We start from the raw sequence: 20,132 nt of genomic DNA on the forward strand, positions 1-20,132 counted from the left end.
TTCCCACGTGCAGTTGAATGGAACTTAGTGTCATAAAGCGAATCTGATAGTCACGAACACAGCAATTTTGCGTAATCTGATATTGAGATTGAAACACATGAAAAAAACCACGTTAGCAATGAGTGCTCTGGCTCTTAGTTTAAGTCTGGCTCTGTCTCCGTTGTCCGCTAGCGCGGCCGAGACGGCATCTTCTACCGCATCCGCTGCCCAGCCTATGCCTAGCCTGGCGCCGATGCTGGAAAAAGTGATGCCGTCTGTCGTCAGCATTAATGTTGAGGGCAGCACAACGGTAAACACGCCGCGTATGGGCCGTAACTTCCAGCAGTTCTTCGGCGACAACTCGCCGTTCTGCCAGGACGGTTCACCGTTCCAGAGCTCACCTTTCTGTCAGGGCGCTGGCCCGAACGGCGGTAACGGTGGCGCCCAGCCGCAGCAGCAACAGAAATTTATGGCCCTCGGCTCCGGTGTGGTGATTGACGCCGCCAAAGGCTACGTCGTCACCAACAACCACGTGGTTGATAACGCCAACGTGATTAAAGTACAGCTGAGTGATGGACGTAAGTTCGACGCTAAAGTGGTCGGTAAAGACCCGCGCTCGGATATCGCGCTGATTCAGATTCAGGATCCGAAAAACCTGACGGCAATTAAGCTGGCGGATTCCGATGCTCTGCGCGTCGGCGACTACACCGTAGCGATTGGTAACCCGTTCGGTCTGGGCGAAACCGTCACTTCCGGTATCGTCTCCGCGTTGGGTCGTAGCGGCCTGAACGTCGAAAACTACGAAAACTTTATTCAGACCGATGCGGCGATCAACCGCGGTAACTCCGGCGGCGCGCTGGTGAACCTGAACGGCGAGCTGATTGGTATCAATACCGCGATCCTTGCGCCGGACGGTGGCAACATCGGTATCGGCTTCGCTATTCCAAGCAACATGGTGAAAAACCTGACCGATCAGATGGTGAAATTTGGCCAGGTAAAACGCGGTGAACTGGGCATTATGGGCACCGAGCTGAACTCTGAACTGGCGAAAGCAATGAAAGTTGACGCTCAGCGCGGCGCTTTCGTCAGCCAGGTCATGCCGAACTCCTCTGCGGCGAAAGCGGGCATCAAAGCCGGTGACGTGATTACCGCGCTGAACGGTAAGCCAATCAGCAGCTTCGCGGCGCTGCGCGCCCAGGTGGGCACTATGCCGGTGGGCAGCAAAATCACCCTCGGCCTGCTGCGCGATGGCAAACCGGTGACGGTGAACCTGGAACTGCAGCAGAGCAGCCAGACTCAGGTAGAGTCCAGCAGCATTTTCAACGGGATTGAAGGTGCGGAAATGAGCAACAAAGGCCAGGATAAAGGCGTGGTGGTTAATACGGTGAAAGCCGGGACCCCGGCCGCGCAGATCGGTCTGAAGAAAGGCGACATTATCGTGGGCGCGAACCAGCAGGTGGTGAAAAACATCGCCGAGCTGCGCAAAATCCTCGACAGCAAGCCGTCCGTTCTGGCGCTGAACATTCAGCGTGGTGATAGCTCTATCTACCTGCTGATGCAGTAATCATGACCTCAACCCTTTCCCCATCAGGGGAAAGGGTTTCTTCCTTTCGTAATGTGAAGCTCCCCACAACTCCATAGATCTCGGCTGTGCTTTGTGCATTTGCACAGTGCGCGGTTCCCCTGTCTTTCTTATCATGTAACCTGCTCACAGGAGGGGTTCATGGCTGGCTGGCATCTCGATACTAAAATGGCGCAGGATATTGTGGCGCGCACCATGCGCATCATCGATACCAATATTAACGTGATGGATGCCCGTGGACGCATTATCGGCAGCGGCGATCGCGAGCGTATTGGGGAATTGCACGAAGGTGCGCTGCTGGTGCTGTCACAGGGCAGGGTCGTAGACATCGATGATGCGGTGGCGCGTCATCTGCATGGCGTGCGTCAAGGGATCAACCTGCCGCTGCGTCTGGAGGGGGAAATCGTCGGTGTTATCGGCCTGACCGGCGAACCGGAGACGCTGCGTAAATATGGCGAGCTGGTGTGCATGACGGCGGAGATGATGCTCGAGCAGTCGCGGCTGATGCATCTGCTGGCGCAGGACAGCCGTCTGCGTGAAGAGCTGGTCATGAATCTGATTCAGGCCGAGGAGAATACCCCTGCGTTGACCGAATGGGCGCAGCGTTTGGGAATCGACCTTAACCAGCCGCGCGTGGCGGCGGTCGTTGAAGTCGACAGCGGGCAGCTTGGCGTCGACAGCGCCATGGCAGAGTTACAGCAGTTGCAAAACGCGCTGACCACGCCGGAGCGCAACAACCTGATTGCTATCGTCTCTTTGACTGAAATGGTGGTGCTGAAACCGGCACTCAATCAGTTTGGCCGCTGGGATGCTGAAGACCACCAGAAGCGCGTTGAGCAGCTGATTTCACGCATGAAAGAGAACGGCCATTTGCGTTTTCGCGTGGCGCTGGGCAACTACTTTACCGGGCCGGGCAGCATTGCCCGCTCGTACCGTACTGCCCGTACCACCATGATGGTGGGCAAACAGCGCATGCCCGAGAGCCGCAGCTATTTTTATCAGGATTTGATGCTGCCGGTGCTGCTCGACAGCCTGCGCGGTGGCTGGCAGGCCAACGAGCTTTCGCGCCCGTTGATGCGCCTGAAAGCAATGGATAACAACGGTCTGCTGCGTCGTACCCTGACAGCATGGTTTCGCAATAATGTTCAGCCGCTGGCTACCTCAAAGGCACTGTTTATTCACCGCAATACGCTGGAATATAGACTGAACCGTATCTCGGAGCTAACCGGGCTGGATTTGGGGAATTTTGACGACAGGCTGCTGCTGTATATTGCGCTGCAATTGGATGAGCAGCGATGATAAAACCGTAGAGTGTGCGGTCTGTGTAAGCCTGATAAGCGTAGCGCCATCAGGCAAAACGCCGGGTGGCGGCTTCGCCTTACCCGGCCTACAAATACATCCACATGCTGCTATTTACGCGTCAACTTCTCAAGATCGGCTTCAATTTCACTGATCTTATTGGTCACGACGCTTTCCAGATGACGCAGATCGTCAAGGATCTTACGCTTCAGGTCGACTTCACTGCGATCGCGCTGGCAAATCTGGTCCAGCTCGTCAATCACGTAGCGCAGATTCGGGCTGATCTCCTGCACTTCTTTGAAACCCTGACCATCACCAGCGATGGTTTTACGCTGACGCGGATATTTGAACTTCACGCTCTTAGCGAAAAATTCACCCTTATCCTTCTGGAAATAGATTTTCAGGATATCGTTGTTGGCTTCCTGCCGGAGGCTGTAACGATCGATTTCATCGGGATTGGTAATCCCCAGGCTTTTCAAATTATCGTACATAGCGGTACCCCTGATCTAATTTAACTATTGAATAATTAACGAAAAAATCAAACTCCGCCAGCGTAAGAATAAAAAAAAGCGGGGTTGCCCCCGCTTTTTCGCATCTTATTAATCGATAGTACGCAGTAGTTCGTTGATACCGACTTTACCGCGGGTTTTCGCGTCGACCTTCTTCACGATAACCGCGCAGTACAGGCTGTACTTACCGTCTTTAGAAGGCAGGTTGCCGGAGACGACAACGGAGCCTGCCGGAACGCGGCCGTAGAACACTTCGCCGGTTTCGCGATCGTAGATTTTGGTGCTCTGACCGAGGTAGACGCCCATCGAGATCACGGAGCCTTCTTCTACGATCACACCTTCAACCACTTCAGAACGCGCGCCGATGAAGCAGTTGTCTTCGATGATGGTCGGGTTCGCCTGCAGCGGCTCCAGTACGCCACCGATGCCGACGCCGCCGGACAGGTGCACGTTTTTACCAATCTGCGCGCAGGAACCTACGGTCGCCCAGGTATCCACCATGGAACCTTCGTCAACGTAGGCGCCGATGTTCACATAGGACGGCATCAGCACGGTGTTGCGGGCGATATAGGCACCCTGACGAACGGCAGCCGGCGGCACCACGCGGAAACCTTCTTTCTGGAAACGCGCTTCGTCGTAATCAGCGAATTTCATCGGTACTTTATCGAAGTAGCGGCTTTCCGCACCGTCGATAACCTGGTTATCGTTAATACGGAAAGAGAGCAGAACCGCTTTCTTCAGCCACTGGTGAGTGACCCACTGGCCGTCGATCTTTTCAGCGACACGCAGCGCGCCGGAATCCAGCAGGGAAATCACCTGGTTAACCGCTTCGCGGGTTACGGTATCCACATTTGCCGGCGTGATGTCGGCGCGACGCTCAAAAGCGGACTCAATAACGTTCTGTAATTGCTGCATTGTTTACTCTTTCCATTCACTAATAAAAATACGTCACCCTTTATCGTTTGGATTGAGGGCCGCTGTCAACCGTTGTTGCACTTCTTGTTGCAGCTCATTATTAAGGGCACGCCGGTCGGCGGTGGCGATTATAAATAAATCTTCTACTCGTTCACCAATTGTCGTAATTCTGGCCCCGTGTAGCGAAATACCGAGGTCGGCAAACACCTGGCCGACGCGGGCAAGCAGGCCTGGCTGGTCAAGGGCGATTAGCTCAAGGAATGAGCGGCGGTCGGTATGGGTCGGCAGGAAATTGACCTCAGTATCGACGGAGAAGTGGCGCAGTTTGGCGGCCTGGCGACGCGGCTGCGGCGGCTGCCAGCTACGCTGGGTTATCGCTTGCTCCAGCCCTAAGCGGATAGCTTCGTGGCGATCGCTTGAGAGCGGGCTGCCGTCCGGTTCAAGCACGATAAAGGAGTCCATCGCCATACCGTCGCGGGTGGTAAAGATCTGTGCGTCGTGGACGCTCAGGTTGCGACGGTCCAGTTCGGCGCAGACGGCGGCGAACAGGTACGGGCGATCCGGACTCCAGATAAAGATCTCGGTGCCGCCGCGCGTTGCCTGCGGGCTCAGCAGGATCATGGGCTGACTGAGATCGTGTTTAAGCAGGTGACGAGCGTGCCACGCCAGCTGGTTCGGCGTGTGGCGAACAAAGTAGTTGGCGCGGCAGCGGTTCCAGATCTGGTGCAGCGCTTCTTCATTGATGTTATCCATGCGCAGCAGCGCCAGCGCCTGCATCTGGTGATGACGCACGCGTTCACGCATATCCGGCGTGTTCTGCATCCCACGACGCAGCTGTTTTTCAGTGGCGAAGTACAGCTCGCGCAGCAGGCTCTGTTTCCAGCTGTTCCACAAGGTTTCGTTGGTCGCGCAAATATCGGCGACCGTCAGGCATACCAGGAAGCGCAGACGGTGTTCGGTCTGCACCTCTTCGGCGAACTGCTTAATGACTTCCGGATCCTGAATATCGCGGCGCTGGGCGGTGACCGACATCAGCAGATGCTGGCGTACAAGCCAGGCGACCAACTGGGTTTCACGCGAATTCAGACCATGCAATTCGGCGAATTTCAGCACGTCCTGCGCGCCGAGGATCGAGTGGTCGCCGCCGCGCCCTTTGGCGATATCGTGGAACAGGGCGGCAATCAGAATCAGTTCCGGATGGTTGAGCCGCGGCCAGAGGTCGACGCAAAGCGGATGGCGCGAACGGGTCTCCTCATTGGCAAAACTCTCCAGCTTCAGCAGCACGCGGATGGTGTGCTCGTCGACGGTATAGGCGTGGAACAGGTCGAACTGCATCTGGCCGACGATATACGACCACTGCGGCATATAAGCCCACAGCACGCTGTGGCGGTGCATCGGCAGCAGGCCGCGGCTCACCGCGCCGGGGTGACGCAGCATATTGAGGAACAGGGAACGCGCCTCCGGGATATAGCACAGCGGCTCGGTCAGATGACGTCGCGCGTGGCGCAGGTGGCGCAGCGTGGTGGAATAGATGCCGGTGATGTTGCTGTTGCGCACCATCATGTAGAACATCCGCAAAATAGCCTGCGGCTCGCGGATAAACAGCGTATCGTCGCGCAGATCGATCAGCGTCCCGCGCAGCTGGAAGTCATCGTCGATGGCGCGCGGTTTTTCATCTTCCGTCAGGGCGAGAATCGCTTCATCGAACAACTGCAATAGCATGTGGTTCAGCTCGCCCACGCGACGGGTGACGCGATAGAAGTCTTTCATCATGTGTTCGATCGGCTGATTGCCTTCGCCGGCATATTTCAGCCGCTGGGCGACGCTGAGCTGACGATCGAACAGCAGACGGTTGTCGTAGCGATTAAGTTCAAGGTGCAGGGCAAAGCGAATGCGCCACAGCAGATGCAGACACTCGTTAAGCTCGTTGCGTTCGGCCTCGGTGAGGAAGCCAAAGCTGACCATCTCGTCAAGAGAGGTGGCGCCAAAGTGGCGGCGGGCGACCCACTGAATGGTGTGGATGTCGCGCAGGCCGCCGGGGCTGCTTTTAATGTCCGGTTCCAGATTGTAGCTGGTGCCGTGGTAGCGCTGGTGGCGCGCCTCCTGCTCGGCGACTTTCGCCGGGAAAAAGTTTTCCGACGGCCAGAAGCCTTCGCTGAAGATGTGTTTTTGCAGCTCAAGGAACAGCGCGACGTCGCCGATCAGCAGGCGCGATTCAATCAGGTTGGTGGCGACGGTTAAATCGGATAACCCTTCCAGCAGGCACTCTTCCAGCGTGCGCACGCTGTGGCCGACTTCCAGCTTGATATCCCACAGCAGCGTCAGCAGTTCGCCGATTTTCTGCGCCTGCTCGTCGGGCAGCTTTTTGCGGCTGAGGATCAGCAGGTCGACGTCCGAAAGCGGATGCAGCTCGCCGCGACCGTAGCCGCCGACGGCGACCAGCGCAGCGTCCTCAACCTCGCCAAAACCGTAGTGCAGCCACAGGCGCTGGAGCATCTGGTCGATAAATTCGGTGCGCGCCTCGATGAGCTGTTCCGCGCTGACGCCTTCGTCGAACGCGACGCCGAGCCAGCGCTGGAAGGCTTCCAGCCGGCTTTTGATATCGGCGCAGTTCAGGCTGTCTTCGGGCCAGTGTACCGGGTTGTCCGGCTGGCCGGGCAGAGTGGGGAGGGGGGTACAAGCCAGTTCAGGTATGGAGTTACTCATTGCGCCACCCATAAGAAAAAACGATTACCAAAAAAAAGCCGGCATTTGCCGGCTTTTCATTATTCGTTGTGCGAGATTATCGCCGGGATGGTGTCATCCGAGCGTAACGTCAGTATTTCGCAGCCGTTGTCTGTCACCACAATAGTATGCTCGTACTGCGCAGACAAGCTCCGGTCTTTGGTTTTTACCGTCCAGCCGTCCTTCATGGTACGAATCTCTTTCTTCCCGGCGTTGACCATCGGTTCGATGGTGAAGGTCATGCCTTGTTTCAGGACCACGTCGGTTTCACGAGAGTCATAGTGCAGCACCTGCGGTTCTTCGTGGAAGCCGCGGCCAATGCCGTGACCGCAGTATTCACGCACCACGGAGAAGCCTTCCGCTTCAACGAACTTTTGAATCGCCGCGCCAATTTCGCGCAGGTTCACGCCTGGTTTCACCATTTTGAGCGCCAGGTACAGGCTCTCCTGGGTAACGCGGCACAGACGTTCGCCGAGAATGGTCGGTTTGCCAACGATGAACATTTTCGACGTATCGCCGTGGAACTCATCTTTAATCACAGTCACGTCGATGTTGACGATATCGCCATCTTTCAGATGTTTTTCGTCATCCGGGATGCCGTGGCACACCACTTCATTGATAGAGATGCAGACCGATTTCGGATATCCGTGGTAGCCGAGGCAGGCGGAGATTGCTTTCTGTTCGTTGACAATATAGTCGTTGCAAATGCGATCCAGCTCGCCGGTGGTCACGCCAGGCTTGACGTGCGGGGCGATCATTTCCAGCACTTCTGCGGCCAGACGGCCAGCAACGCGCATTTTTTCAATATCTTCTGGAGTCTTAATAGAAATAGCCATGGAATATGTCCATCAGTGTCGATTTTTTCGACAATAATTGAGTATTAGTGATGTCAATGTTAACAGCCAGGAGTACCCCCTGCCAAATTGAGAATCATTCTGAACTTCGCCTTTCGTGCCCTGCGTCGGCGATAACAACTGTTGGTATCTGCGTCGGTTTTATGGTATAAAGCGCGCCGAACTTCCGCTCATTGTTTTGTCCGGAAGCGACAAATCTCACTTTGTGTAAATAACACACACGTATCGGCACATATTCCGGGGTGCCCTTTGGGGTCGGTAATATGGGATACGTGGAGGCATAACCCCAACTTTATCTATAGAGGTTTTAAACCATGGCAACTGTTTCCATGCGCGACATGCTCAAGGCTGGTGTTCACTTCGGTCACCAGACCCGTTACTGGAACCCGAAAATGAAGCCTTTCATCTTCGGCGCACGTAACAAAGTTCACATCATCAACCTTGAGAAAACTGTACCGATGTTCAACGAAGCTCTGGCTGAACTGAACAAGATCTCTTCTCGTAAAGGCAAAATCCTTTTCGTTGGTACTAAACGCGCTGCAAGCGAAGCTGTGAAAGAAGCTGCTCTGAGCTGCGACCAGTTCTTCGTGAACCATCGCTGGCTGGGCGGTATGCTGACTAACTGGAAAACCGTTCGTCAGTCCATCAAACGTCTGAAAGATCTGGAAACTCAGTCTCAGGACGGTACTTTCGACAAGCTGACCAAGAAAGAAGCGCTGATGCGTACTCGTGAGCTTGAGAAACTGGAAAACAGCCTGGGCGGTATCAAAGACATGGGCGGCCTGCCGGACGCACTGTTCGTTATCGATGCTGACCACGAGCACATTGCTATCAAAGAAGCGAACAACCTGGGTATCCCGGTATTCTCTATCGTTGATACCAACTCTGATCCAGATGGCGTTGATTTCGTTATCCCGGGTAACGACGATGCAATCCGTGCTGTGACCCTGTACCTGAGCGCTGTAGCTGCTACCGTTCGTGAAGGCCGTTCTTCCGATCTGGCTTCCCAGGCGGAAGAAAGCTTCGTAGAAGCTGAGTAATAAGGCACGCTCGTTAGAGCCCTTATAAACCAGGTAGTAACACGTTTGGTTAGGGGGCCTGTTTATGGCCCCCTTTTTCACTTTTAAATCTGTACGGTTTTGGCCGGGCAGATCAAATCTTCCGAGGATTTTAGAATGGCTGAAATTACCGCTTCCCTGGTAAAAGAGCTGCGTGAACGTACTGGCGCAGGCATGATGGATTGCAAAAAAGCCCTGACTGAAGCTAATGGCGACATCGAGCTGGCAATCGAAAACATGCGTAAATCTGGCGCGATCAAAGCGGCGAAAAAAGCAGGCAACGTTGCTGCTGACGGCGTGATCAAAACCAAAATCAACGGCAACATCGCCTTCATTCTGGAAGTTAACTGCCAGACTGACTTCGTTGCTAAAGATGCTGGTTTCCAGGCTTTCGCTGACAAAGTTCTGGACGCTGCCGTTGCTGGCAACATCACCGACGTTGAAGTTCTGAAAGCACAGTTCGAAGAAGAACGCGTTGCGCTGGTTGCTAAAATCGGTGAGAACATCAACATCCGTCGCGTGGCTTCCCTGGAAGGCGAAGTACTGGGCAACTACCAGCACGGTGCGCGCATCGGTGTTCTGGTTGCTGCTACTGGCGCTGACGAAGAGCTGGTTAAACAGCTGGCAATGCACGTTGCTGCAAGCAAGCCGGAATTCGTTAAGCCGGAAGACGTTTCCGCTGAAGTGGTAGAAAAAGAATACCAGGTACAGCTGGATATCGCGATGCAGTCCGGTAAGCCGAAAGAAATCGCAGAGAAAATGGTTGAAGGCCGCATGAAGAAATTCACCGGCGAAGTTTCTCTGACCGGTCAGCCGTTCGTTATGGATCCGAGCAAGTCTGTTGGCCAGCTGCTGAAAGAGCACAACGCTGACGTGACTGGCTTCATCCGCTTCGAAGTGGGCGAAGGCATCGAGAAAGTTGAGACTGACTTCGCAGCAGAAGTTGCTGCCATGTCCAAGCAGTCTTAATTGCAGTAAAGGAGCCGCCTGAGGGCGGCTCTCTTTTGTGTAGTAAAGCACGTGTAGTAAAGAACATCGTCATGTGGAAATCAGCCAGCTCCTATAGGGTTCAGGTGGCAAGGAACGCATGATGTCACTTGAATTAAACCATCCCATTCGTGACACCTCAGGAAAGAAAATGGCTACCAACGCAAAACCTGTCTACAAACGTATTCTGCTCAAGCTTAGCGGCGAAGCCTTGCAGGGCACTGAAGGCTTCGGTATTGACGCAAGTATTCTTGACCGTATGGCGCAAGAGATTAAAGAACTTGTTGAGCTGGGCATCCAGGTGGGTGTCGTTATTGGTGGTGGCAACCTGTTCCGTGGTGCGGGTCTGGCAAAAGCCGGTATGAACCGCGTTGTGGGCGACCACATGGGCATGCTGGCTACGGTAATGAACGGCCTGGCAATGCGTGACGCACTGCATCGCGCCTATGTGAACGCCCGCCTGATGTCGGCAATTCCGCTGAACGGCGTTTGCGACAACTACAGCTGGGCAGAGGCGATCAGCCTGCTGCGTAATAACCGCGTCGTGATTCTGTCCGCCGGTACCGGCAACCCGTTCTTTACCACCGACTCCGCAGCCTGCCTGCGCGGTATCGAAATCGAAGCCGACGTGGTACTGAAAGCAACCAAAGTTGACGGCGTCTTCACCGCTGATCCGGCGAAAGATCCGTCTGCCACCATGTACGATCAGCTGACCTACAGCGAAGTACTGGATAAAGAACTGAAAGTCATGGATCTGGCGGCCTTTACGCTGGCCCGTGACCACAAACTGCCGATTCGCGTATTCAACATGAACAAACCGGGCGCGCTGCGCCGCGTGGTGATGGGCGAAAAAGAAGGCACTTTGATTACGGAATAATTTCCGTCACGGCCATTTCCGGGTAAGATTCGCCTTTACCCGGCAGAATGACATAATTCTGTGGCATGATTTAAACGAGACTATACTTAGCGCATTCACTGCAATGTGCCATTGTCTGGTCGACTGAGACTAGTTTTCAAGGATTCGTAACGTGATTAGCGATATCAGAAAAGATGCCGAAGTACGCATGGATAAATGCGTAGAAGCATTCAAAAACCAAATCAGCAAAATTCGCACGGGTCGTGCTTCTCCCAGCCTGCTGGATGGCATTATCGTTGAATATTACGGCACCCCGACGCCGCTGCGTCAGCTGGCAAGCGTGACCGTAGAAGATACCCGTACCCTGAAAATCAACGTGTTTGACCGTTCTATGGGCCCGGCCGTTGAAAAAGCGATCATGGCGTCTGACCTCGGTCTGAACCCAAGCTCCGCGGGTACCGATATCCGCGTTCCGCTGCCTCCGCTGACCGAAGAACGTCGTAAAGACCTGACCAAAATCGTTCGTGGCGAAGCAGAACAAGCGCGCGTTTCCGTGCGTAACGTTCGTCGTGATGCGAACGACAAAGTGAAGGCGCTGCTGAAAGACAAAGAGATCAGCGAAGATGACGATCGCCGCTCTCAGGAAGAAGTACAGAAACTGACCGATGCTGCTATCAAGAAAGTGGAAGCGGCGCTGGCAGAGAAAGAAGCGGAACTGATGCAGTTCTAAGACTGTGTAAGTTGTGCTATTAACGCCGTACAGGAAGCGTCGCAGCTTCGCTGGCGGCGTTTTGCATTTTATCAATCCTGGATCTCTCATGAAGCGATTAACTGTTCTGGGCTCAACAGGCTCGATTGGCTGCAACACGCTGGATGTGGTACGCCATAACCCCGAAAGTTTTGCGGTTACAGCGCTGGTTGCGGGCAAAAATGTCGATCGAATGATCGAACAGTGCCTGGAGTTTTCTCCTCGCTATGCGGTGATGGACGACGCGAAAAGCGCCAATGCGCTGATGCTGGCGTTGCGTGAGCATGGGAGTCGTACCGAAGTGTTGAGCGGGCAACAAGCGGCGTGTGACGTCGCGGCGCTCGACGAGGTGGATCAGGTTATGGCGGCCATCGTCGGCGCGGCAGGTCTGGTACCGACGCTGGCGGCCATCCGCGCGGGGAAAACCATTCTGCTGGCGAACAAAGAGTCGCTGGTGACCTGCGGTCGGCTATTCCTGGAAGCAGTAAAGCAGCACGGCGCGCAGCTTCTCCCGGTCGACAGTGAACATAACGCTATCTTTCAGAGTTTACCGCAAAGTTTTCAGTCCGACTTAGGGTACGCTGAGCTGTCGCAGCATGGAGTCTCCTCCATTCTGCTTACCGGATCAGGTGGCCCGTTCCGGGAGACGCCGATTGCTGAGCTGAGCGCAATGACGCCGGATCAGGCGTGTCGTCACCCGAACTGGTCGATGGGACGCAAAATTTCCGTCGATTCGGCCACTATGATGAATAAAGGTCTGGAATACATCGAAGCCCGCTGGCTGTTCAATGCTTCAGCTAAGCAGATGGAAGTACTGATTCATCCGCAGTCGGTGATTCACTCGATGGTGCGTTATCAGGACGGTAGCGTGCTGGCGCAACTGGGTGAGCCTGATATGCGGACGCCGATTGCCAATACCATGGCCTGGCCGCAACGCGTCGTATCCGGAGCGAAGCCGCTGGATTTCTGCAAGATGGGCGCACTGAGCTTCTCTGAGCCGGATTATGCGCGCTACCCTTGTCTGAAGCTGGCGATGGACGCCTTCGAGCAAGGGCAGGCGGCGACCACCGCGCTGAATGCGGCTAACGAGATCTCCGTGGCGGCATTCCTCGACGGCCAGATCCGCTTTACCGACATTGCGGCGCTCAATCTGGCGGTGCTGGAACATCTCGACCTCAGGGAACCACAGAACGTGGATGAGGTGTTGATTATTGATGCCAGCGCACGCGAAGCGGCAACCTTGCAGACGAAATATTTCGTCAGGTAATGAGAGCAGAATCAGCATACGAGCCGTCATGGCATTTGTTAGCATCTGGCTTCAGTGATATAGTCTGCGCCACCCTATCGCTGTGCGTTTTGGCTGGGCGATAGGGAGAGCCGTGATTTAGCACGGCTTTTTTGCGAGACAAAGACACGTAAAATCAATCGGGCTTGCCTGAGCGATAAAGTGTATAGCTGTATTCCGGGGTACCGCTCATCCCTTTTCATGGATTATAAACGCGTTATGTTGTCTGCTAATCAACCAACCAGCGAGAATTTGCCAGCCCACGGTTGCCGCCATGTGGCAATTATTATGGATGGCAACGGCCGCTGGGCGAAGAAGCAAGGTAAGATTCGCGCCTTTGGGCACAAAGCCGGGGCGAAATCTGTGCGTCGTGCCGTTGCCTATGCCGCGAATAACGGTATTGAAGCATTGACGCTATACGCGTTCAGCAGTGAAAACTGGAATCGCCCTGAGCAAGAGGTGAGTGCTCTGATGGAGCTGTTCGTCTGGGCGCTGGATAGCGAAGTAAAAAGTCTGCACCGGCATAACGTTCGGCTGCGGATTATTGGCGATACCCGTCGGTTTAACTCACGCCTGCAAGAGCGGATCCGTAAAGCGGAAGCGCTGACGGAAAATAACACGGGGTTAACATTGAACATTGCCGCTAACTACGGCGGTCGATGGGATATTGTTCAGGGAGTTCAGCGCTTAGCCGAACAGGTTCAGGAAGGGGAACTCCGCCCCGATCAAATCAATGAAGAACTGCTCAGTCAGCAGGTCTGCATGCATGAACTGGCTCCCGTAGATTTAGTTATTAGGACCGGGGGAGAGCATCGAATCAGTAATTTTCTTATCTGGCAAATCGCCTATGCTGAACTTTACTTTACCGATGTTCTTTGGCCCGATTTCGATGAACAAGACTTTGAGGGTGCACTGCATGCGTTTGCCAATCGTGAACGGCGTTTCGGTGGCACCGAGCCTGGTGGCGACAAGGCCTGATGGGGGTAGCTTTTGCTGAAGTATCGCCTGATTTCTGCATTAATTTTAATACCGGTTGTCATTGCAGCCCTGTTTTTGCTGCCACCTAGCGGCTTCGCGATTGTTACGCTGGTCGTCTGTATGCTGGCGGCGTGGGAATGGGGGCAATTAAGCGGTTTCACCTCGCGCACCCAACGCGTGTGGCTGGCGGTACTGTGTGGCCTGTTGCTGGCACTGATGCTCTTTATGATCCCGGAGTATCACCATAATATTCACCAACCCGTGGTGGAGACATCGCTATGGGCCTCGGTGGTCTGGTGGCTTGTGGCGCTGGTTTTAGTCCTCTTTTATCCAGCTTCCGCCGGGTTCTGGCGTCAGTCAAAGACGTTGCGCTTGATTTTCGGTATCGTGACCATAGTACCGTTTTTCTGGGGCATGCTGGCGCTGCGTGCCTGGCACTATGATGAAAATCACTATAGCGGCGCGCTGTGGCTGCTTTACGTCATGATCCTGGTCTGGGGTGCAGATTCCGGCGCTTATATATTCGGCAAGCTGTTTGGTAAGCATAAGCTGGCGCCGAAGGTTTCTCCGGGTAAAACCTGGCAAGGGTTTATCGGCGGTCTGGTGACGGCGGCGATTATCTCCTGGGCTTACGGTTTATGGGCAAATCTGGACGTCGCACCATCCGTGCTGCTAACCTGTTCCATCGTGGCAGCGCTGGCTTCCGTTCTGGGCGATCTCACTGAGAGTATGTTCAAGCGTGAAGCGGGTATTAAAGACAGTGGTCATTTGATTCCCGGCCACGGTGGGATCCTTGACCGAATCGACAGCCTGACGGCGGCGGTACCGGTCTTTGCCTGCCTGCTGCTGCTGGTTTTCAGGACGATTTAACGGATGGACTTATGCTGAGCATTCTCTGGAACCTGGCCGCGTTTATTATTGCGCTAGGGGTATTGATCACCGTACACGAATTTGGTCATTTCTGGGTTGCTCGGCGCTGTGGTATCCGTGTAGAGCGCTTTTCTATTGGCTTTGGTAAAGCGCTGTGGCGCCGCGTCGATAAACGCGGCACCGAATTTGTTGTCGCCCTTATCCCGCTGGGCGGCTACGTCAAAATGCTTGATGAGCGCGTTGACGCAGTGGCGCCAGAGCTGCGCCACATGGCGTTTAACAATAAAACGGTTGGCCAGCGCGCCGCCGTTATCGCTGCGGGCCCCATCGCCAACTTCCTTTTCGCCATCTTCGCCTATTGGCTGGTGTTTATCATTGGTGTCCCTGGTATTCGTCCGGTTGTTGGTGAAATAACCGCCAATTCCATCGCCGCGACAGCACAAATTGCACCAGGCACGGAACTAAAAGCCGTAGATGGTATCGAAACGCCTGACTGGGATGCTGTGCGCATGGCGCTGGTGGCCAAAATTGGTGATGAAAGCACCACTCTCACCGTGGCCCCTTTCGGCAGCGAGCAGCGTCAGGATAAAATCCTCGACCTGCGGCACTGGGCGTTCGAGCCGGATAAAGAAGATCCGGTCACTTCGCTCGGTATACGTCCGCGCGGCGCGCAAATTGAACCGGTGCTGGCAGAAGTGCAATCTGACTCTGCGGCGCGTAAAGCCGGTTTACAAGCAGGGGATCGGATCGTTACAGTCAACGGTCAACCGCTGACGCAATGGATGACGTTTGTTACGCTGGTGCGTGATAACCCAGGCAAAGCGTTACAGCTAGAGATCGAAAGGCAGGGCAGTCTCTTGTCTTTAACTCTGATACCGGATACAAAACACGGTAGCGGAAAGGCGGAAGGGTTTGCAGGGGTAGTACCGAAGATTATCCCGCTGCCTGAGGAATATAAAACAGTGCGCCAGTATGGGCCATTCAGCGCCATCGTCGAAGCTACGGAGAAAACCGGGCAGTTGATGAAGCTGACGGTCAGTATGCTGGGAAAATTGATCACCGGTGACGTCAAACTGAACAACCTCAGTGGGCCGATTTCAATCGCCCAGGGGGCTGGGATGTCTGCGGAGTATGGGCTGATTTACTACCTGATGTTTCTTGCACTCATCAGCGTGAATTTAGGCATAATCAACCTGTTCCCGCTCCCCGTATTAGATGGGGGACATTTGCTGTTTTTGGCGATTGAGAAGCTGAAAGGCGGCCCGGTATCCGAGCGAGTTCAAGACTTTAGTTACCGCATCGGCTCGATTTTGCTGATGATGTTAATGGGGCTTGCACTTTTCAATGATTTCTCTCGGTTGTAAGAGAGTTAGTTAGGAAGAACGCATAATAACGATGGCGATGAAAAAGTTGCTTATAGCGTCGCTGCTGTTTAGCAGCGCGACCGTATACGGTGCTGACGGGTTCGTGGTGAAGGACATTCATTTCGAAGGCTTGCAGCGTGTCGCTGTTGGTGCGGCCCTTCTCAGTATGCCAGTACGTCCTGGCGATACCGTCACTGATGACGACATCAGTAACACCATTCGCGCCCTGTTTGCGACGGGCAACTTTGAGGACGTTCGCGTCCTGAGAGACGGCGATGTGTTGCTGGTGCAGGTCAAAGAGCGTCCAACCATTGCGAGCATCACTTTCTCCGGCAACAAGTCGGTGAAAGATGACATGCTCAAGCAAAACCTGGAAGCCTCTGGCGTTCGCGTCGGTGAATCTCTCGACCGTACCACCCTCTCCGATATCGAGAAAGGGCTGGAAGATTTCTACTACAGCGTCGGTAAGTACAGCGCGAGCGTGAAGGCGGTTGTCACCCCTCTGCCGCGTAACCGTGTCGACCTGAAGCTGGTCTTCCAGGAAGGGGTCTCTGCAAAGATCCAGCAGATCAACATCGTCGGTAACCATGCGTTCAAGACCGAAGATCTGATCTCCACTTTCCAGCTGCGTGATGAAGTGCCGTGGTGGAACGTGGTTGGCGATCGTAAATACCAGAAACAGAAGCTGTCGGGCGACCTTGAAACCCTGCGCAGCTACTATCTGGATCGCGGCTATGCGCGTTTCAACATTGACTCCACTCAGGTGAGCTTGACGCCGGATAAAAAAGGTATCTATATCACCATTAACATCACCGAAGGCGACCAGTACAAACTGTCTGGCGTCCAGGTGACCGGTAACCTGGCAGGTCATTCGGCTGAAATCGAGAGCCTGACCAAAATTGAGCCGGGCGAGCTGTATAACGGCGCGAAAGTGACCAAAATGGAAGATAACATTAAGAAACTTCTTGGTCGCTACGGCTATGCGTACCCGCGCGTACAGTCTCAGCCGGAAATTAACGACACCGATAAAACCGTTAAGCTGCACATCAACGTGGATGCTGGTAACCGTTTCTACGTGCGTAACATCCGCTTTGTCGGTAACGATACGTCGAAAGATTCCGTTCTGCGCCGTGAAATGCGTCAGATGGAAGGGGCATGGCTGGGCGGCGACCTGGTTGACCAGGGTAAAGATCGTCTGAACCGTCTGGGCTTTTTCGAAACGGTCGATACGGAAACGCAGCGCGTACCGGGCAGCCCGGACCAGGTAGACGTAGTCTACAAAGTCAAAGAGCGTAACACCGGTAGCTTCAACTTCGGTATCGGCTACGGTACAGAAAGCGGCGTGAGCTTCCAGGCGGGCGTTCAGCAGGATAACTGGTTAGGTACCGGTTACTCTGTCGGTATCAACGGTACCAAGAACGACTACCAGACCTATACCGAGCTTTCTGTGACCAACCCGTACTTTACGGTGGATGGCGTTAGCCTTGGCGGTCGTGTCTTCTACAATGACTTTAAAGCGGATGATGCTGACCTGTCGTCCTACACCAACAAAAGTTATGGTGTAGATGGTACGCTGGGCTTCCCGATTAACGAATACAACTCACTGCGTGCGGGTCTGGGCTACGTCCACAACGACCTGTCCAATATGGAACCGCAGGTGGCGATGTGGCGTTATCTGGACTCTATCGGCCAGACTGCGGGCACCACCAGTGATGACAACGGCTTCTCGGCTAACGACTTCACCTTCAACTACGGTTGGACATATAACAAACTCGACCGCGGCTACTTCCCGACGGACGGTTCACGTGTCAACCTGAACGGTAAAGTGACGATTCCGGGCTCTGATAACGAGTTCTACAAAATCACGCTGGATACGGCGTCCTACTTCCCGCTTGATGAAGACCATCAGTGGGTGGTGCTGGGTCGTACCAAGTGGGGTTACGGTGACGGCCTGGGCGGTAAAGAGCTGCCGTTCTATGAGAACTTCTATGCCGGTGGTTCCAGCACCGTGCGTGGCTTCCAGTCCAATACCATCGGCCCGAAAGCGGTCTACTATGGTTCATCAGGTCTGGATAACTGCGACCAGGCTGGCGGCTACTGTAAGTCTGACGACGCCGTCGGCGGTAACGCCATGGGCGTGGCCAGCCTTGAGCTGATTGTTCCGACGCCGTTTATCAGCGATAAGTACGCGAACTCGGTCCGTACGTCGTTCTTCTGGGATATGGGTACCGTTTGGGATACCAACTGGGAGAATACGGCGGCAATGAAGGCTGCTGGCGTTCCTGACTACAGCGACCCGAGCAATATCCGTATGTCCGCGGGCATCGCATTACAATGGATGTCACCATTGGGGCCGTTGGTCTTCTCCTACGCCCAACCGTACAAGAAATACGATGGAGACAAGTCCGAGCAGTTCCAGTTTAACATTGGTAAAACCTGGTAATTGCTCTTTGCAAAGGAATGCGGGTTCAGTGTAGTTTGCTGGCATTAGGCGATAGCGTCAGGTGGCTTCGGCCACCAAAAGAACAGTACCTTCGGGTACGTATGGGATGGTAAGGAGTATTATTGTGAAAAAGTGGTTAGTCGCTGCAGGTCTGGGTTTAGCAATGGCGGCGTCTGCTCAGGCAGCAGACAAGATTGCAATTGTTAACATGGGTAGCCTGTTCCAGCAAGTTGCACAGAAAACTGGCGTTTCCAGCACCCTGGAAAACGAATTTAAAGGCCGTGCTAGCGAACTTCAGCGCATGGAAGGTGACCTGCAGTCTAAAATGCAGCGTCTGCAGTCTATGAAAGCAGGTAGCGATCGCACTAAACTGGAAAAAGACATCTCTGCACAGCGTCAGACTTTCTCCCAGAAAGCGCAGTCCTTTGAACAAGACCGTCAGCGTCGCACCAACGAAGAACGTGGCAAACTGGTTACTCGTATCCAGACCGCTGTGAAATCCGTTGCTGCAAGCCAGAGCATCGACCTGGTGGTTGACGCTAACGCCGTTGCATTCAACAGCAGCGATGTTAAAGACATCACCGCTGATGTACTGAAACAGGTTAAATAAGTAATGCCTTCAATTCGACTGGCTGATTTAGCTCAGCAGTTGGATGCGGAATTACACGGTGATGGCGATATCGTCATCACCGCTGTCGCGTCCATGCAATCCGCTAAGGCGGGTCATATCACATTCCTGGTTAACCCCAAGTATCGTGAACACCTGTCCGCTTGCGAAGCGTCAGCGATTGTCCTGACGCAAGATTTACTGCCTTTTGCCAAAGGCGCCGCGCTGGTAGTGAAGAATCCCTACCTGACCTACGCACGCATGGCTCAAATTTTAGATACCACGCCACAGCCGGCGCAGGATATCGCCCCGAGCGCGGTCATTAGCCCGACCGCGACCCTCGGCAACAACGTCTCCATCGGCGCGAACGCGGTGATTGAGTCTGACGTTGTGCTTGGCGATAACGTTGTGATTGGGGCGGGGTGTTTCGTTGGTAAAAAAACGAAAATTGGCGCCGGTTCTCGCCTGTGGGCGAATGTAACCATTTACCACGAAGTCGAGATCGGTGAGAATTGCCTGATCCAGTCCAGCACCGTCATCGGTTCTGACGGCTTTGGTTATGCCAACGATCGCGGCAACTGGGTGAAGATCCCTCAGTTGGGTCGCGTGATTATTGGCGATCGCGTGGAGATCGGCGCCTGTACGACGATCGACCGCGGCGCGCTTGACGATACGCAGATCGGCAACGGTGTTATCATTGATAACCAGTGCCAGATTGCGCACAACGTGGTGATTGGCGACAATACCGCGGTCGCAGGCGGCGTGATTATGGCCGGTAGCCTGAAAATTGGGCGTTACTGCATGATTGGCGGTGCCAGCGTGATTAACGGCCACATGGAAATCTGCGATAAAGTCACCGTAACCGGTATGGGCATGGTTATGCGCCCGATTACCGAACCTGGCGTATACTCGTCCGGTATTCCGCTCCAGCCTAACAAGACCTGGCGCAAAACGGCTGCACTGGTGATGAATATTGATGAAATGAGCAAGCGTCTCAAAGCTGTTGAACGCAAGCTTGATAATCAAGACTAATTTTCATCGGTATCGCATGATACTTTCCGGCCTGTCGGCATT

At 54.3% G+C, this 20,132-nt stretch carries 17 protein-coding genes; 13 read left to right on the plus strand and 4 right to left on the minus strand.

Translation table 11 applies throughout. From position 1 onward, the window contains the following. Positions 1-97: 97 nt before the first annotated feature. The gene (degP, locus tag NNN71_RS04040; protein WP_163447262.1) at positions 98-1,543 is read left to right on the plus strand and encodes a serine endoprotease DegP; all 1,446 of its coding nucleotides are present in this window, start codon (positions 98-100) and stop codon (positions 1,541-1,543) included. 159 nt (positions 1,544-1,702) lie between these two features. Further along, on the plus strand, positions 1,703-2,860 hold the full coding sequence (cdaR, locus tag NNN71_RS04045; RefSeq protein WP_163447264.1) for a DNA-binding transcriptional regulator CdaR: 1,158 nt from the start codon (positions 1,703-1,705) through the stop codon (positions 2,858-2,860). Between the two features lie 110 nt (positions 2,861-2,970). On the opposite strand, the gene NNN71_RS04050 is transcribed toward cdaR, so the two are convergent. From NNN71_RS04050 to map, 4 genes are all read right to left on the minus strand, one after another. Further along, positions 2,971-3,351, minus strand: a complete 381-nt coding sequence (locus NNN71_RS04050; RefSeq protein ID WP_065356560.1) for a DUF3461 family protein — start codon at positions 3,349-3,351, stop codon at positions 2,971-2,973. Positions 3,352-3,459: 108 nt separating this feature from the next. Next, positions 3,460-4,284 carry a 2,3,4,5-tetrahydropyridine-2,6-dicarboxylate N-succinyltransferase gene (gene dapD, locus NNN71_RS04055; RefSeq protein WP_052285401.1) on the minus strand — a complete coding sequence of 275 codons (825 nt, stop codon included), beginning with the start codon at positions 4,282-4,284 and terminating at the stop codon, positions 3,460-3,462. Between the two features lie 33 nt (positions 4,285-4,317). Beyond that, a complete protein-coding gene (glnD, locus tag NNN71_RS04060) occupies positions 4,318-6,990 on the minus strand; it encodes a bifunctional uridylyltransferase/uridylyl-removing protein GlnD (protein ID WP_167576713.1) in 2,673 nt (890 codons plus the stop codon). 59 nt (positions 6,991-7,049) lie between these two features. Beyond that, positions 7,050-7,844: a type I methionyl aminopeptidase gene (gene map / locus NNN71_RS04065; RefSeq protein WP_163447268.1), complete on the minus strand. Its 795-nt coding sequence runs from the start codon at positions 7,842-7,844 to the stop codon at positions 7,050-7,052. 332 nt (positions 7,845-8,176) lie between these two features. Between map and rpsB the strand changes: the two genes are divergently transcribed. The 11 genes from rpsB (at position 8,177) to lpxD (ending at position 20,090) form a co-directional block, all read left to right on the plus strand. Then, positions 8,177-8,902, plus strand: a complete 726-nt coding sequence (rpsB, locus tag NNN71_RS04070; protein WP_064547569.1) for a 30S ribosomal protein S2 — start codon at positions 8,177-8,179, stop codon at positions 8,900-8,902. 135 nt (positions 8,903-9,037) lie between these two features. Further along, on the plus strand, positions 9,038-9,889 hold the full coding sequence (gene tsf, locus NNN71_RS04075; RefSeq protein WP_064547572.1) for a translation elongation factor Ts: 852 nt from the start codon (positions 9,038-9,040) through the stop codon (positions 9,887-9,889). A gap of 169 nt (positions 9,890-10,058) precedes the next feature. Continuing rightward, complete coding sequence (pyrH, locus tag NNN71_RS04080; RefSeq protein WP_000224567.1) at positions 10,059-10,784, plus strand: UMP kinase; 726 nt, start codon at positions 10,059-10,061, stop codon at positions 10,782-10,784. A 151-nt stretch (positions 10,785-10,935) separates the two neighbouring features. Continuing rightward, positions 10,936-11,493 carry a ribosome recycling factor gene (gene frr / locus NNN71_RS04085; protein ID WP_163447270.1) on the plus strand — a complete coding sequence of 186 codons (558 nt, stop codon included), beginning with the start codon at positions 10,936-10,938 and terminating at the stop codon, positions 11,491-11,493. 88 nt (positions 11,494-11,581) lie between these two features. Beyond that, positions 11,582-12,778: a 1-deoxy-D-xylulose-5-phosphate reductoisomerase gene (ispC, locus tag NNN71_RS04090; RefSeq protein ID WP_223803279.1), complete on the plus strand. Its 1,197-nt coding sequence runs from the start codon at positions 11,582-11,584 to the stop codon at positions 12,776-12,778. Between the two features lie 237 nt (positions 12,779-13,015). Then, positions 13,016-13,774 carry a (2E,6E)-farnesyl-diphosphate-specific ditrans,polycis-undecaprenyl-diphosphate synthase gene (gene ispU / locus NNN71_RS04095; protein WP_163447274.1) on the plus strand — a complete coding sequence of 253 codons (759 nt, stop codon included), beginning with the start codon at positions 13,016-13,018 and terminating at the stop codon, positions 13,772-13,774. 12 nt (positions 13,775-13,786) lie between these two features. Beyond that, positions 13,787-14,644 (plus strand): phosphatidate cytidylyltransferase, encoded by an 858-nt coding sequence (cdsA, locus tag NNN71_RS04100; protein ID WP_271457928.1) that lies wholly within the window; start codon positions 13,787-13,789, stop codon positions 14,642-14,644. Between the two features lie 11 nt (positions 14,645-14,655). Then, positions 14,656-16,008 carry a sigma E protease regulator RseP gene (gene rseP / locus NNN71_RS04105; RefSeq protein ID WP_163447278.1) on the plus strand — a complete coding sequence of 451 codons (1,353 nt, stop codon included), beginning with the start codon at positions 14,656-14,658 and terminating at the stop codon, positions 16,006-16,008. Between the two features lie 31 nt (positions 16,009-16,039). Further along, a complete protein-coding gene (gene bamA / locus NNN71_RS04110; RefSeq protein WP_065356563.1) occupies positions 16,040-18,451 on the plus strand; it encodes an outer membrane protein assembly factor BamA in 2,412 nt (803 codons plus the stop codon). A 124-nt stretch (positions 18,452-18,575) separates the two neighbouring features. Beyond that, a complete protein-coding gene (skp, locus tag NNN71_RS04115; RefSeq protein WP_065356564.1) occupies positions 18,576-19,061 on the plus strand; it encodes a molecular chaperone Skp in 486 nt (161 codons plus the stop codon). Between the two features lie 3 nt (positions 19,062-19,064). Then, entirely contained in the window at positions 19,065-20,090 is a 1,026-nt protein-coding gene (gene lpxD / locus NNN71_RS04120) for a UDP-3-O-(3-hydroxymyristoyl)glucosamine N-acyltransferase (protein WP_064547586.1), read from the plus strand. The last annotated feature ends 42 nt before the right edge of the window (positions 20,091-20,132 follow it).

Origin of the sequence: Kluyvera sp. Awk 3 (assembly GCF_028069715.1) — a bacterium.
In the GTDB taxonomy this organism is placed as follows: Bacteria; Pseudomonadota; Gammaproteobacteria; order Enterobacterales; family Enterobacteriaceae; genus Kluyvera; species Kluyvera georgiana_A.

Excerpts from the sequence above, each read along its gene's own strand:
- glnD (WP_167576713.1), bottom strand. The coding sequence starts at position 6,990 with ATGAGTAACTCCATACCTGAACTGGCTTGTACCCCCCTCCCCACTCTG.
- ispU (WP_163447274.1), top strand. The coding sequence starts at position 13,016 with ATGTTGTCTGCTAATCAACCAACCAGCGAGAATTTGCCAGCCCACGGT.
- tsf (WP_064547572.1), top strand. The coding sequence starts at position 9,038 with ATGGCTGAAATTACCGCTTCCCTGGTAAAAGAGCTGCGTGAACGTACT.
- map (WP_163447268.1), bottom strand. The coding sequence starts at position 7,844 with ATGGCTATTTCTATTAAGACTCCAGAAGATATTGAAAAAATGCGCGTT.
- rpsB (WP_064547569.1), top strand. The coding sequence starts at position 8,177 with ATGGCAACTGTTTCCATGCGCGACATGCTCAAGGCTGGTGTTCACTTC.
- bamA (WP_065356563.1), top strand. The coding sequence starts at position 16,040 with ATGGCGATGAAAAAGTTGCTTATAGCGTCGCTGCTGTTTAGCAGCGCG.
- NNN71_RS04050 (WP_065356560.1), bottom strand. The coding sequence starts at position 3,351 with ATGTACGATAATTTGAAAAGCCTGGGGATTACCAATCCCGATGAAATC.
- degP (WP_163447262.1), top strand. The coding sequence starts at position 98 with ATGAAAAAAACCACGTTAGCAATGAGTGCTCTGGCTCTTAGTTTAAGT.
- pyrH (WP_000224567.1), top strand. The coding sequence starts at position 10,059 with ATGGCTACCAACGCAAAACCTGTCTACAAACGTATTCTGCTCAAGCTT.
- rseP (WP_163447278.1), top strand. The coding sequence starts at position 14,656 with ATGCTGAGCATTCTCTGGAACCTGGCCGCGTTTATTATTGCGCTAGGG.
- lpxD (WP_064547586.1), top strand. The coding sequence starts at position 19,065 with ATGCCTTCAATTCGACTGGCTGATTTAGCTCAGCAGTTGGATGCGGAA.
- dapD (WP_052285401.1), bottom strand. The coding sequence starts at position 4,284 with ATGCAGCAATTACAGAACGTTATTGAGTCCGCTTTTGAGCGTCGCGCC.
- cdaR (WP_163447264.1), top strand. The coding sequence starts at position 1,703 with ATGGCTGGCTGGCATCTCGATACTAAAATGGCGCAGGATATTGTGGCG.
- ispC (WP_223803279.1), top strand. The coding sequence starts at position 11,582 with ATGAAGCGATTAACTGTTCTGGGCTCAACAGGCTCGATTGGCTGCAAC.